Annotated in this window: 13 protein-coding genes; 4 read left to right on the top strand and 9 right to left on the bottom strand. The window is 70.4% G+C overall.

Annotated elements, in window-relative coordinates; translation table 11 throughout:
- Nucleotides 1-4 precede the first annotated feature (4 nt).
- Entirely contained in the window at nt 5-466 is a 462-nt protein-coding gene (locus B072_RS0116945; protein ID WP_018531147.1) for a hypothetical protein, read from the bottom strand.
- A gap of 168 nt (nt 467-634) precedes the next feature.
- Here B072_RS0116945 and B072_RS0116940 point away from each other — a divergent pair, with 168 nt between their 5' ends.
- Complete coding sequence (locus B072_RS0116940) at nt 635-1,006, top strand: DUF4440 domain-containing protein (RefSeq protein WP_018531146.1); 372 nt, start codon at nt 635-637, stop codon at nt 1,004-1,006.
- A gap of 108 nt (nt 1,007-1,114) precedes the next feature.
- Here B072_RS0116940 and B072_RS0116935 read toward each other — a convergent pair whose 3' ends face one another.
- The 6 genes from B072_RS0116935 to B072_RS0116910 all read right to left on the bottom strand — a co-directional run bounded on the left by B072_RS0116935 (nt 1,115) and on the right by B072_RS0116910 (nt 8,416).
- Nucleotides 1,115-2,533: an NAD(P)/FAD-dependent oxidoreductase gene (locus B072_RS0116935; RefSeq protein WP_026245934.1), complete on the bottom strand. Its 1,419-nt coding sequence runs from the start codon at nt 2,531-2,533 to the stop codon at nt 1,115-1,117.
- A gap of 40 nt (nt 2,534-2,573) precedes the next feature.
- Nucleotides 2,574-3,362, bottom strand: a complete 789-nt coding sequence (locus B072_RS0116930; RefSeq protein ID WP_018531144.1) for an ABC transporter permease — start codon at nt 3,360-3,362, stop codon at nt 2,574-2,576.
- The gene (locus tag B072_RS0116925; RefSeq protein WP_018531143.1) at nt 3,362-4,291 is read right to left on the bottom strand and encodes an ABC transporter permease; all 930 of its coding nucleotides are present in this window, start codon (nt 4,289-4,291) and stop codon (nt 3,362-3,364) included. Before B072_RS0116925 ends, B072_RS0116930 begins: the two co-directional genes overlap by 1 nt.
- Nucleotides 4,288-5,460: an ABC transporter ATP-binding protein gene (locus B072_RS0116920; RefSeq protein WP_018531142.1), complete on the bottom strand. Its 1,173-nt coding sequence runs from the start codon at nt 5,458-5,460 to the stop codon at nt 4,288-4,290. The genes B072_RS0116925 and B072_RS0116920 overlap by 4 nt, the downstream gene beginning before the upstream one ends.
- A 53-nt stretch (nt 5,461-5,513) precedes the next feature.
- Nucleotides 5,514-6,767, bottom strand: a complete 1,254-nt coding sequence (locus B072_RS0116915; protein WP_018531141.1) for a polyamine ABC transporter substrate-binding protein — start codon at nt 6,765-6,767, stop codon at nt 5,514-5,516.
- 68 nt (nt 6,768-6,835) lie between these two features.
- Nucleotides 6,836-8,416, bottom strand: coding sequence for a gamma-aminobutyraldehyde dehydrogenase (locus B072_RS0116910; RefSeq protein WP_018531140.1), 1,581 nt, complete (start codon nt 8,414-8,416; stop codon nt 6,836-6,838).
- 217 nt (nt 8,417-8,633) lie between these two features.
- Between B072_RS0116910 and B072_RS0116905 the strand changes: the two genes are divergently transcribed.
- Nucleotides 8,634-9,203, top strand: coding sequence for an NADAR family protein (locus B072_RS0116905; RefSeq protein ID WP_018531139.1), 570 nt, complete (start codon nt 8,634-8,636; stop codon nt 9,201-9,203).
- 426 nt (nt 9,204-9,629) lie between these two features.
- Here the strand turns inward: B072_RS0116905 and B072_RS45975 are convergent, their stop codons facing one another.
- Nucleotides 9,630-10,139: a DUF4190 domain-containing protein gene (locus B072_RS45975; RefSeq protein WP_018531138.1), complete on the bottom strand. Its 510-nt coding sequence runs from the start codon at nt 10,137-10,139 to the stop codon at nt 9,630-9,632.
- A 98-nt stretch (nt 10,140-10,237) separates the two neighbouring features.
- Between B072_RS45975 and B072_RS0116895 the strand changes: the two genes are divergently transcribed.
- Nucleotides 10,238-11,278, top strand: a complete 1,041-nt coding sequence (locus B072_RS0116895; RefSeq protein WP_018531137.1) for an adenosine deaminase — start codon at nt 10,238-10,240, stop codon at nt 11,276-11,278.
- 27 nt (nt 11,279-11,305) lie between these two features.
- Nucleotides 11,306-11,989 carry a glycerophosphodiester phosphodiesterase gene (locus B072_RS0116890; protein ID WP_086020362.1) on the top strand — a complete coding sequence of 228 codons (684 nt, stop codon included), beginning with the start codon at nt 11,306-11,308 and terminating at the stop codon, nt 11,987-11,989.
- On the opposite strand, the gene B072_RS0116885 is transcribed toward B072_RS0116890, so the two are convergent.
- Nucleotides 11,972-12,634, bottom strand: a complete 663-nt coding sequence (locus B072_RS0116885) for an NADPH-dependent F420 reductase (protein WP_043244133.1) — start codon at nt 12,632-12,634, stop codon at nt 11,972-11,974. The two genes, B072_RS0116890 and B072_RS0116885, sit on opposite strands and share 18 nt — an antisense overlap.
- Nucleotides 12,635-12,645 lie beyond the last annotated feature (11 nt).

Raw genomic sequence — 12,645 nt, 5'->3', positions numbered from 1 at the left:
GCTCCTACTCCCCCACGTCCCTGGCCAGTTGGGCCGCCGCCTCGTGCATCGCCAGTTCCAGCAGGGCCGGATCGGTGAGCGTGCCCTGGCCGTCCGGCGGCACCAGCCAGCGCACACCACCGGTGGACCGGCCCGGGTACGGGACCACGATCCAGGTGCCGCGGCCCGCTCCCCGCACACCCGTGCCGAGCCAGCGGGCGGCCGTGCCGGCGGGCACGAAGAAGCCCATGCGGGCGTCGCCGAAGTCCGCGAGCACCGGGCCCGGGCGGTCGATGACGCGGGTGAGCACGTCGAGGGTCGGGTAGCCCAACTCCCCCGGCAGGATCAGTACGTCCCACTGTTTCCCCGCGGGCAGCAGCGCGACCCCGAGCGGATTGCGCTCCCATTCCCAGCGGCACGCGTCCGGATCCGGTGCCACGGACACCAGCCATTCGACCGCCGACTTGGCCGTCCCTGAGCCAGTCATGGCGGGACCTCCCTCTTGCTTCGACTCCATCGGTCACGAGCGAGAGGGGGCTGGGGCCCGAGCATTACGCGACTTCGGGCTACTTGTTGGTAGTGAACCGGGTCACACCGGGCGACCTGGGCGTACGCCGGTTGATCAAGCCGGGCGTGACCGCCTAGCTTCGGCCGCATGACGAAGGATGAGCAGGCTCAGATCCAGGCGGCGATCGAGGGTGAACTACGGCTGCTCGACCCGGTGGTGCGGGCGTCGGACGACGCCGTCCGCGCGCTGCTCGATCCGGAGTTCTTCGAGTTCGGGGCGTCGGGGGCGCGGTGGGACCGGGAGACGATCCTTTCGGTGACGGGCGCGGCGGCCTCCGGTGATCCCGAACCCCCGACGCGGGTCTCCGACATGCGGGGCACGCTGCTGGCGCCCGGGGTCGTGCACCTCACGTTCCGCACGGACGACGGCGGCCGCCGGGCGAACCGGAGCTCCGTGTGGCGCCGCCACCCGGAGGCCGGGTGGCGGATGTACTTTCACCAGGGGACGTTGACGGACTGACGCCAGGCGCCGGTGCGGGCGAGGAGGCTGCGCGGAGCGCATGCCTCAGGGGCGCGGGGAACTGCGCGAGAAGCCCCCACCGGGCGGCCGGCCGCACACGGCGCGGCGTCAGCTGTCGAAGCCCAGGCCCACCGCGTCCATCGCCTTCAGCCAGACATTGCGGCGCCCCCCGTTGTCGTCGGCGCGGGCCAGGGACCACTTGGTGAGGGCGATTCCCGTGTACGCGAACGGTTCCGGCGGGAAGGGCAGGGGCTTGGAGCGGACCATCTCAAGCTCCGTGCGTTCCGTGCGCTCCCCGGACAGCAGGTCGAGCATCACGTCCGCGCCGAAGCGCGTCGCGCCGACACCGAGCCCGGTGTACCCGGCGGCGTAGGCGACCTTGCCCCCGTGCGCCGTGCCGAAGAACGCGGAGAAGCGCGAGCAGGTGTCGATCGCGCCGCCCCACGCGTGCGTGAAGTTGAGGCCCTCCAGCTGCGGGAAGCAGGTGAAGAAGTGGCCGGCGAGCTTCGCGTACGTCTCCGGGCGGTGGTCGTGCTCGGCGCGGACCCGGCCCCCGTACGGGTAGATCGCGTCGTAGCCGCCCCAGAGGACGCGGTTGTCGGCCGACAGACGGAAGTAGTGGAACTGGTTGGCCGAGTCGCCGAGCCCCTGCCGGTTCTTCCAGCCGATCGACTCCAGCTGACCGTCCGTCAGCGGCTCGGTCATCAGCGCATAGTCGTAGACCGGGACCGTGTACGGGCGGACCCGCTTGACCAGCGACGGGAAGACGTTCGTGCCGAGCGCGGCGTGCTGGGCGAAGACGCGGCCGTACGGGGTGCGGACCGCGACGCCGGTGGCGTTCGAGGCGAGCTCGGTGGCCGGGGTGTTCTCGTAGATGCGTACGCCGAGGTCGAGGCAGGCCTGCTTGAGACCCCAGGCGAGCTTCGCCGGGTGGAGCATGGCGACGCCGCGACGGTCGTACAGGGCGCCCTGGAAGGTCGGCGAGTTGACCTGTTCGCGGGTCTGGTCCGCGTCCAGGAGTTCCAGGCCGTCCGCGAGGCCGCCCTCGCCCAACTCCTCGTAGAACTCGCGCAGTTCGGTGACCTGGTGCGGCTGGGTCGCCACGTCCAGCTCGCCGGTGCGCTCGAAGTCGCAGTCGAGGGAGTAGCGGGCGACGGCCGCCTCGATGGCGTCGAGGTTGGCGGCGCCCAGCTCCTCCAGTCGCTTGATCTCCTTCGGCCAGCGGGCGAGCCCGTTGGCCGTGCCGTGCGTGAGGGAGGCGGCGCAGAACCCGCCGTTGCGCCCGGAGGCGGCCCAGCCGATCTCGCGGCCCTCGACGAGGACGACGTCCCGCCCGGGGTCGCGCTCCTTGGCGATGAGCGCGGTCCACAGGCCGCTGTAGCCGCCGCCGACGACGAGCAGGTCGCACCGCTCGTCGCCGGTGAGGGCGGGACGGGCCTCGGGGCGGCCGGGGTCGTCGAGCCAGTACGCGACCGGCTTCGCGTCCGAGAGTGACTTCGTCCAGCGATTCATGGCACCAGTGGCCATGATTCCAACTCCCTCAGGAATATCAGCAGTCCCCTGGAATTCAGGAGACCTTGTTCTTTCGCTTACCGAGCATCATTCCGGCAAGCACACACAGTACGGCGACCAGGAACATGGCCGTACCGATGACATTGATCTGTACGGGCGTACCGCGCTGCGCCGAACCCCAGACGAACATGGGGAAGGTGACCGTCGAGCCCGCGTTGAAATTGGTGATGATGAAATCGTCGAAGGAGAGCGCGAAAGCGAGGAGTGCGCCCGCCGCGATTCCGGGCGCCGCGATCGGCAGGGTCACCCGTACGAACGTCTGGACCGGGCCCGCGTACAGGTCCTGCGCGGCCTGCTCCAGGCGCGGGTCCATCGACATCACGCGCGCCTTCACCGCCGTCACGACGAAGCTCAGGCAGAACATGATGTGGGCGATGAGGATCGTCCAGAAGCCCAGCTGGGCGCCCATGTTGAGGAACAGCGTGAGCAGCGAGGCGGCCATGACGACCTCGGGCATCGCCATCGGCAGGAAGATGAGCGAGTTCACCGCTCCCCGCGCGCGGAAGCGGTACCGCACCAGCGCGAAGGCGATCATCGTGCCGAGCACGGTCGCGCCCAGCGTCGCCCAGAAGGCGATCTGGAGGCTCAGCGAGAGCGAGCCGCACATGTCGGCGACGCCGCACGGATTCTTCCAGGCGTCGAGCGAGAACTGCTGCCACTCGTAATTGAAACGGCCCTTCGGTTTGTTGAAGGAGAAGACCGTGACGATGACGTTCGGGAGGAGGAGATAGGCGAGCGTGATCAGGCCCGCGATCACCACGAGGTTTTTCCGCAGCCAGCGCATCAGACCAGATCCTCCGTTCCGGCACGGCGAATGTAGACGGTGACCATGACGAGAATGGCCGCCATGAGGATGAAGGAGAGCGCGGCCGCCGTCGGGTAGTCGAGGATCCGCAGGAACTGGGTCTGGATGACGTTGCCGACCATGCGGGTGTCGGTGGAGCCGAGCAGGTCCGCGTTCACGTAGTCGCCGGCCGCCGGGATGAAGGTGAGCAGCGTGCCGGAGACGACGCCCGGCATCGAGAGCGGGAAGGTCACCTTGCGGAAGGTGGTCGCCGGGGAGGCGTACAGGTCCCCCGCGGCCTCGTGCAGCCTGCCGTCGATCCGCTCCAGGGACGTGTACAGCGGCAGGATCATGAACGGCAGGAAGTTGTACGTGAGTCCGCACACCACCGCGAGCGGTGTCGCGAGCACACGGTCGCCGTCGGTCATGCCGAGCCAGGTCGTGACGTCGAGGAGATGCAGCTTGTTGAGCGCGCTCACGACGACGCCGTTGTCCGCGAGGATCGTCTTCCAGGCGAGCGTGCGGATCAGGAAGCTGGTGAAGAACGGCGCGATGACGAGGATCAGGACGACGTTGCGCCAGCGGCCCGCGCGGAACGCGATGAGATAGGCCAGCGGATACCCGAGCAGCAGGCACAGGATCGTGGCGAGACCGGCGTACAGGACGGACCGCAGGAACTGCGGCCAGTAGTCGGACAGCGCGTCCCAGTACGTGGCGAAGTGCCAGGTGACCGTGTACCCGTCCTCCAGCGACCCCTGCTGTACGGAGGTGGAGGCCTGGTAGATCATCGGCAGGGCGAAGAAGACGACCAGCCAGAGGATGCCGGGCAGCAGCAGCCAGTACGGGACGAGCCGGCCGCGCCGTCGCGGCTTGCGCGGTGCCGGCTCATCGGACGGCGCCTCGGGCGCCTTGGTGAGTGTCGTGCTCATGCGGCCGCGTCCTCCGAGACCTTCTCCACGCCCGCGTCGGCGTCCTGGGCGGCGTCGAGACCGAAGGAGTGCGCCGGGTTCCAGTGCAGGACGACCTCGGCGCCGGGGCTGAGGCGGGCGTCGCGCTCGATGTTCTGGGCGTAGACCTCGAACGCGTCGCAGAGCGGGCTCTCGATGACGTACTGCGTGGAGACGCCGATGAAGGACGAGTCCGCGATGCGGCCGGTGATGCGGTTGCGGCCGTCGGGGATCGCGGACGCGTCGTCGGCGTGGGTGAGGGAGATCTTCTCGGGGCGCACGCCGAGCAGGACCTTGTCGCCGGTGGTGGTGGAGGCGGCGGAACATCGGGCGCTCGGCAGCACGAGCTTGCCGTCACCGGCCCTGAGCGTGAGGTCGTCGCCCGCGCGGCCCGCGATCTCGGCCTCGATGAAGTTCGAGGTGCCGAGGAAGTTGGCGACGAAGGTGGAGCCCGGGTTCTCGTACAGGTCGGTGGGGGCGCCGAGTTGTTCGACGCGGCCCTGGTTCATCACGGCGACGGTGTCGGCCATGGTCATGGCCTCCTCCTGGTCGTGCGTGACGTGGATGAAGGTGATGCCGACCTCGGTCTGGATGCGCTTGAGCTCCAGCTGCATCTGGCGGCGCAGCTTGAGGTCGAGGGCGCCGAGCGGTTCGTCGAGCAGGAGCACCTTGGGGTGGTTGATGAGGGCGCGGGCGACGGCGACGCGCTGCTGCTGGCCGCCGGAGAGCTGGTGGGGCTTCTTGCGCTTGTGCTCGCCGAGCTGCACCAGGTCGAGCATCTCCTCGACCTGCTTCTTCACGGACTTGATGCCGCGGCGGCGCAGGCCGAAGGCGACGTTCTCGAAGATGTCGAGGTGCGGGAAGAGCGCGTACGACTGGAAGACGGTGTTCACGGGCCGCTTGTAGGGCGGCAGGTTCGTGACGTCCTGGTCGCCGAGCATGACGGTGCCGGTGGTCGGCTCCTCCAGGCCCGCGATCATGCGCAGGGTGGTGGTCTTGCCGCAGCCGGAGGCGCCGAGCAGGGCGAAGAAGGAGCCCTGCGGGACGGTGAGGTCGAGCGGCTGGACGGCCGTGAAGCCGTTGTCGTACGTCTTGCTGATGCCGGTGAGACGGACGTCGCCGCCGTGGTCAGTCTGGGCAAGAGGGGTCATGATGTGTCCAAGGAGTCTGGGAGCAAATAGGGGGAGATGCGCGAGTTTCTGCCTCAGCCGCCGGTGAGCTGGGCGAACTTCTCCTCGAACGACGTCTCTTCCTTGGCCGTGAGGGAACGGAAGCCGTGCCCCTTGGCCGCCATGGTCTTGTCCGGGACGATCAGCGGGTCGTCCGCGATGCTCTTGTCGATCTTGGCGAGCTCGGGCCGGACGACGCTCGTCTCCATCGGTGTCACATAGTTGATCCACGCGGCGAGTTCGGCGCCGACCGCGGGCTCGTAGTAGTAGTCGATGAGCTTCTCGGCGTTGGTCTTGTGCCGCGCCTTGTTCGGGACGAGGAGGTTGTCGGTCGACGAGATGTAACCGGCCTCGGGAATCGCGAACTTGATGTGCGGGTTGTCCGCCTGGAGCTGCACGATGTCGCCCGCCCAGGCCAGGCAGGCCGCGAGGTCGCCCTTGCTGAGATCGGATATGTAGTCGTTGCCCGTGAAGCGGCGGACCTGCTTCTTGTCGACGGCCTTCTGCACGCGCGCGATGGCCGCGTCGAAGTCGTCCGCCGTGAAGTCGCGCGGGTCCTTGCCGAGGTCGAGCAGGGTCATGCCGACGGTGTCGCGCATCTCGGAGAGCAGCCCGACCTTCCCCTTGAGCTTCGGGTCGTCGAGGAGCTGCGAGACGGAGGTGATCTCCTTGCCGCCGGTGGCCTCGGTGTTGTACGCGATGACCGTCGAGATGCCCGTCCAGGGGTAGGAGTACGAGCGGCCCGGGTCCCAGTCGGGGTTGCGGAACTGGGTGGACAGGTTGGTGTACGCGTGCGGCAGGTGGGCCGGGTCGAGCTTCTGCACCCAGCCGTAGCGGATCAGGCGCGCGGCCAGCCAGTCGGTGAGCACCATCAGATCGCGGCCGGTGTCCTGGCCGGCGGCGAGCTGCGGCTTGATCTTGCCGAAGAACTCGACGTTGTCGTTGATGTCCTCGGTGTACTTGACCTTGATCCCGGTGCGCTTGGTGAACGCGTCCAGGGACGGACGGTGCTTCTCGTCGTCGCTCATGTCGATGTACTCGGTCCAGTTGGAGAAGTTGATCGTCTTCTCCTTGGCCGAGTGGTCCTCGGACGTGACACCGCCCTGGGACTTGCTCGCGGCCGGGATGCCGCAGGCGCTCAGCGTCCCGAGCCCGCCGACGGCGAGGGCGCCGCCCGTCGAGGCACGCAGCAGGGAACGGCGGGACATGGCGGCCCGCCCGTTCCTGAAGCTGCGCCTCATGGCGGCCAGTTGAGCCGGGGACAGGTTCTCGGGCTCGTACTGCTCCATGCGCGTGGTGCCCTTTCGGGAGTCCCTTGCGGGAGGTGGAGGCGGCCGCGGGTCAGGCGGCCTGGTGGCTATCGGTCCCCGAAGATCGTGCGGTGCCAGTCCTTGCGGACCACCGCGGTGTTGTCGAACATGACGTGCTTGATCTGCGTGTACTCCTCGAAGGAGTAGGCGGACATGTCCTTGCCGAAGCCGGACGCCTTGTAGCCGCCGTGGGGCATCTCGCTGAGGATCGGGATGTGGTCGTTGACCCAGACGCAGCCGGCCTTGATCTCGCGGGTGGCGCGGTTGGCGCGGAAGACGTTGGTGGACCAGGCGGAGGCGGCGAGCCCGTAGGGGGTGTCGTTGGCGAGCTCGATGCCTTCGTCGTCGGTGTCGAAGGGGAGCACGACGAGGACCGGTCCGAAGATCTCCGACTGCACGATCTCGCTGTCCTGCGCGGCGTCGGCGATGAGGGTCGGCCGGTAGTACGCGCCGTTCGCCAGCGCCCCGCCGGGTGCCTCGCCGCCGGTGACCACGCGCGCGTAGCCGCGGGCCCGGTCGACGAAACCGGCGACGCGGTCGCGCTGGGTGTGCGAGATCAGCGGGCCGAGGTCGGTGTCCTCGGCGAAGGGATCGCCGAGCCGGACGCTCTCCATGAGCGCCGCCGTCTTCTCGACGAACGCCTCGTAGAGCGGACGCTGCACGTACGCGCGCGTGGCGGCGGTGCAGTCCTGGCCGGTGTTGATGAGGGAGCCGGCGACCGCGCCGTGCGCCGCGGCGTCGAGATCGGCGTCGTCGAACACGACGAAGGGCGCCTTGCCGCCGAGCTCCAGGTGGAGCCGCTTGACCGTGGCGGTGGCGACCTCGGCGACGCGCTTGCCGACGCCGGTGGAGCCGGTGAAGGAGGTCATGGCGACGTCGGGGTGGCCGACGAGGTGCTCACCGGCGTCCTTGCCCGCTCCGCTGACGACGTTGACGACACCGTCCGGGATCCCGGCCTCGGTGGCGGCCTGCGCGAAGAGCAGCGAGGTGAAGGGGGTCAGCTCGGCGGGCTTCAGCACGATGGTGTTGCCCGCGGCGATGGCCGGGAGGACCTTCCATGCGGCCATCTGCAGCGGGTAGTTCCAGGGCGCGATGGAGCCGACGACGCCGATGGGCTCACGGCGTACGTACGAGGTGTGGTCACCGCTGTACTCACCGGCCGACTGGCCCTGCAGGTGCCGGGCGGCACCGGCGAAGAACGCGGTGTTGTCGACGGTGCCCGGCACGTCGAACTCGCGGCTCAGCTTGATCGGCTTGCCGCACTGCAGCGACTCGAGCCGGGCGAACTCCTCGGCCCGTTCGTCGAGCACGGCCGCGAACTTGTGCATCGCGTCGGACCGCTCGCCCGGGGTCAGGCCCGCCCAGCCGGGGAAGGCGGCGCGGGCCGCGGCGACGGCGGCGTCCACGTCGGCCGGGCCGGCCAGCTCGTACGTGTACACCGCCTCGCCGGTGGCCGGGTCGACGACCGCGTGGGTGCGGCCAGAGGTGCCCGGGGTCAGGCGGCCCGCGATGAAGTTCGCGCCGGCGGCGAAGCGTTCCTGCGCGAAGGCCTTGACGGACTTGGCCGAGAGGGGGGTGTCCGAGGTGAGGGTGGCCGAGGTCGGGTTGGCCGAGTCGGGGTTGTGCATGAGTGCTCGCTCTCGCTCTCCTCCGCCGGCGTCCCGTCCCGCAGGCGCCGACGTGGCTCCAGCTCGATTTGAGTGCCGATCCTGACAGAGCCCTAGTACTCCAACAAGTGATTCCGTTGTTGCCTTTTGGTTACGCGACGGAATCTGTCGACCAGGTGTCGAGTCGGCCTGGAAAACCCAGGACGGAGTGTCAGTGGTGCGTGCCAGACTCGCGTGTATGGGGATCACGGGGGACGAAATGAAGATCGACAACAGGGAATCGCTGGTGGCGGCCCTGGCGGCGGGGGCCCGGCTGAAGTATCTGCATTTCTGGGGGCACACCCCGCGGGGCGACGGCACGCTCGGGGCGAGCTGCCTCAGTCAGTGGTGGCCGTCGCCGTTCACGGTGGACGGGGTGGAGTACGCGACGGCGGAGCACTGGATGATGGCGGCGAAGGCCCGCCTGTTCGGTGACGCGGAGGCCGAGCGGCGCGCGATCGAGGCCGGTCATCCGTCCCGGGCCAAGACGGCGGGGCGGTTGGTGCGCGGCTTCGACGAGGCGATCTGGGCGCGGGAGCGGTTCGGCGCGGTCGTCGAGGGCAGCGTGCACAAGTTCGCGGCGGACCCGAAGCTGCGGGCGTTTCTCCTCGACACGGGCCGGCGCGTCCTGGTCGAGGCCAGCCCCGTCGACCGGATCTGGGGCATCGGACTCACCGCGGACGATCCGGCGGCGCTGGATCCGCGGAAGTGGCGGGGCCCGAATCTGCTGGGGTTCGCGCTGATGGAGGCGCGGGAGCGGTTGCGCTGAGCCGGCTCCGTCGCGGGCGGACGCGTTGCGGGCGGGGTGCTCGGTCCCGGGTGCCGGGGGCGTTGCGGGCGGGACGCGGTCCCGGGTGCCGGGATGCACTTCGCGGGCGGGTGCGGGTCCGGTGGGGGCTGGTCGCGCAGTTCCCCGCGCCCCTGAAGCATGCGCTGCGCGCGGCTTCCCCTGAAGCGAGCGGAGCTCGCTCTCAGGGGCGCGGGGAACTGCGCGAGAAGCTCCCACCGGCCGTCAGCCGCGCGACAAGGGACCACGGCAGACGCGAAGGCGAAAGGGGCGCGGGGAACTGCGCGAGCAACCACCCACAACCCGCACCCGCGCGACAAGAGAACTCGGCGGACGCGAAGGCATGAGGAGGCGCGGGGAACTGCGCGGCCGTCCCGCACCCAACCCGCGCCCACCCACACCGCACACTCAGCGCAGCACGATCGAGTACCCCGGTTCGTCGGACCCCGGCTCCGGGTCGGACGGGCCGTCGTCGTCCCCGACCCGCCCCACCAGGAACACCACCGCGAGCAGCACCGCCAGGATCAGCCCGCCGAGCCCGCAGATGAACCCGGCGAGGGCCTGCCCACCGTTGGTCGCCGCGGAGCGGTTCGCGCGGCGGCGGCCCAGCACGCCGAAGACCACGGCCAGGACGCCGGTGACGATCGCGAACGGCCAGAGCAGGAAGCCGACCGCGGTGACGATGCCGAGGATCAGGGAGGCGACGCCGAACCCGTTGCGCGGGCCGCTCTTCCCGTACCCGGCCGCCCAGGCGTACGCCGGGTACGGGAAGACGCCGGGGCCCTCGGGGCCGACGGGCGGCGGCGGTACGGGTTCGCCGGGCGGCGCGTACGGATTGGCGTACCCGTAGGAGTCGTGGGTGTGGGCGGCGGGCGCGCCCCACCGGCCCCGCCCGCCGTACGGGTCGTACTCGGTCATCCGCCGATGCTAAGGCTGCCCCGCACCCGAGTTCACCCCCCGCATACGATGACCGGGACCCCGATCAGCCGATCACCCAAGTTCCTGGGGAGGAATCCGTGAGCGAGAGCCCGAGCCTGCAGTCCTTCATCGCCGGACTGCCGAAGGCGGAACTGCACGTCCACCACGTGGGCTCCGCCTCACCCAGGATCGTGTCGGAACTGGCCGCCCGGCACCCCGACTCGAAGGTCCCCGCGGACCTCGAGAAGCTCACGGAGTTCTTCACCTTCAAGGATTTCGCCCACTTCATCCAGGTCTATCTGTCGGTCGTCGACCTGATCCGCACGCCGGAGGACGTCCGCCTCCTCACGTTCGAGGTGGCCCGTGACATGGCCCGGCAGAACGTGCGGTACGCGGAGCTGACCATCACCCCGTTCTCGTCGACGCGGCGCGGCATCGACGAGCGGGCGTTCATGGACGCGATCGAGGACGCCCGCAAGGCGGCCGAGTCGGAGTTCGGCACGGTGCTGCGCTGGTGCTTCGACATCCCCGGCGAGGCGGGCCTGGAGTCGGCCGAGGAGACGGTGCGCCTCGCCACGGACGACGCGCTGCGCCCGGAGGGCCTGGTGTCGTTCGGGCTCGGCGGCCCCGAGATCGGCGTCCCGCGCCCGCAGTTCAAGCCGTACTTCGACCGGGCCGTCGCGGCCGGCCTGCACTCGGTTCCGCACGCGGGCGAGACGACGGGCCCGGAGACGGTCTGGGACGCGCTGCGCGACCTGCGCGCCGAGCGCATCGGCCACGGCACGACGTCCGCGCAGGACCCGAAGCTGCTCGCGCACCTGGCCGAGCACGGGATCCCCCTGGAGGTCTGCCCGACGTCGAACATCGCGACGCGCGCGGTCCGCACCCTCGACGAGCACCCGCTGAAGCAGTTCGTCGACGCGGGCGTGACGGTCACGATCAACTCGGACGACCCGCCGATGTTCGCGACGGACCTCAACACCGAGTACGCGGTCGCGGCCCGTCTGCTGGGCCTCGACGAGCGCGGCGTCGCCGACCTGGCGAAGAACGCGGTGCGTGCCTCCTTCCTCGACGACGCGGGCAAGGACCGGATCGCCACGGAGATCGACGCGTACACGGAGAGCTGGCCGACCACCTGACCGCCGGCTGAGGCCACAATGGGGGCCATGCGCACCGTGACTGCCGTGGCCCACCGAGGCGACCCCTACCGCGTCCGCGAGAACACCCTGCCGTCCCTGCGCTCCGCGCTCGAACGGGGCGCGGACGCGGTGGAGATCGACGTACGTCTGACCCGCGACGGCGTACCGGTCCTCCTCCACGACGCGACGCTCGACCGGCTGTGGGGCGTGGACCGTCCGCTGTCCGCGCTCTCCGCCACGGAGGTGCGCGAGCTGACGGCGGGCGGCGTGCCCACGCTCACCGAGGCCCTGGACTCCGTCGGCGATCACCGCCTGATGATCGATCTGCCCGGCGCGACGGCCCGGTCGGTCCGCGCCGTCGTGGCCGCGGTGCACGACAGCGGCGCCGAGGACCGCGCCTACTACTGCGCGGGCGCGGAGGCGATGCTCAAGGTCCGCGCCGCCGACCCGGCCGCCGAGATCGCCCTGACCTGGACGAGCCTTGCCCCGCCCCGCCCGGCGCTGCTCGCGGCGGTCCGCCCGCGCTGGCTCAACTACCGCTTCTCCCTGCTGACCCGGGACCTCACGGCCCGCGTCCACCGCGACGGCCACCTGGTCTCGGCGTGGACCCCGGACACGAGGAGGTCGATGCGCCGCCTCCTCGACCTCGGCGTCGACTCGATCACGACGAACCGGGTCGACGTCCTGGCCGGGCTACGCGGCGCGGCCTGAAGCGGCCGGTCCCGACGCGGCGAGCGGTGGCAGCATCGCCTGTGCGTCCTCCCCCTCCCCCACCCACAGCTGGATGACGAGGGCCGCCGTCGCCTCCAGCAGGGCGGCCCGGTCGAGGCCACCCGCGGACAGGGGACGGCACCCCGTGTCCCGTACCAACTCGCCTACGAGGTCGAGGGCTTGTTCGTCGTCGCCGCACAGCGGCACGGCGAGCGGCCGGCCGTCGAAGACGGGCGGGTCGAGGCGCCAGGTGTCCTCGTGACAGAGGTTGAACGCCTTGACGACGTGCGCGCCGGGCGCCGCGTCCGCGATGCGCCGCGCGGCGGCCGGGCCGCCGCGCGTGAGCAGCCGGAACCCCTCCCCCACCGGATTGCAGCAGTCAACCAACACCCTTCCCGCGAGAGGCACTTGGAGCTCCGCGACGACACGCTCCCCCACGCCGTACGGCAGCGCGAGCAGGACCGCGTCGCCGGACCCGGCCGCCTCGGCGAGGCTCCCGTGGGCCGCCGCGCCGATCCGTTCCGCGAGACGCGCCGCCTTCTTCCCGTCCCGTCCGCCGACAGTGACCTCGTGGCCCGCCCGCACCCAGTGCGCGCCGAGCGCGCCTGCCATGTTTCCCGTTCCGAGAATCGCGATCCGCGTCATGGACAGGACGG

It is taken from the genome of Streptomyces sp. HmicA12 (assembly GCF_000373565.1).
Taxonomy (GTDB): domain Bacteria; phylum Actinomycetota; class Actinomycetes; order Streptomycetales; family Streptomycetaceae; genus Streptomyces.
This window is presented reverse-complemented; position numbering and strand designations above follow the sequence as displayed.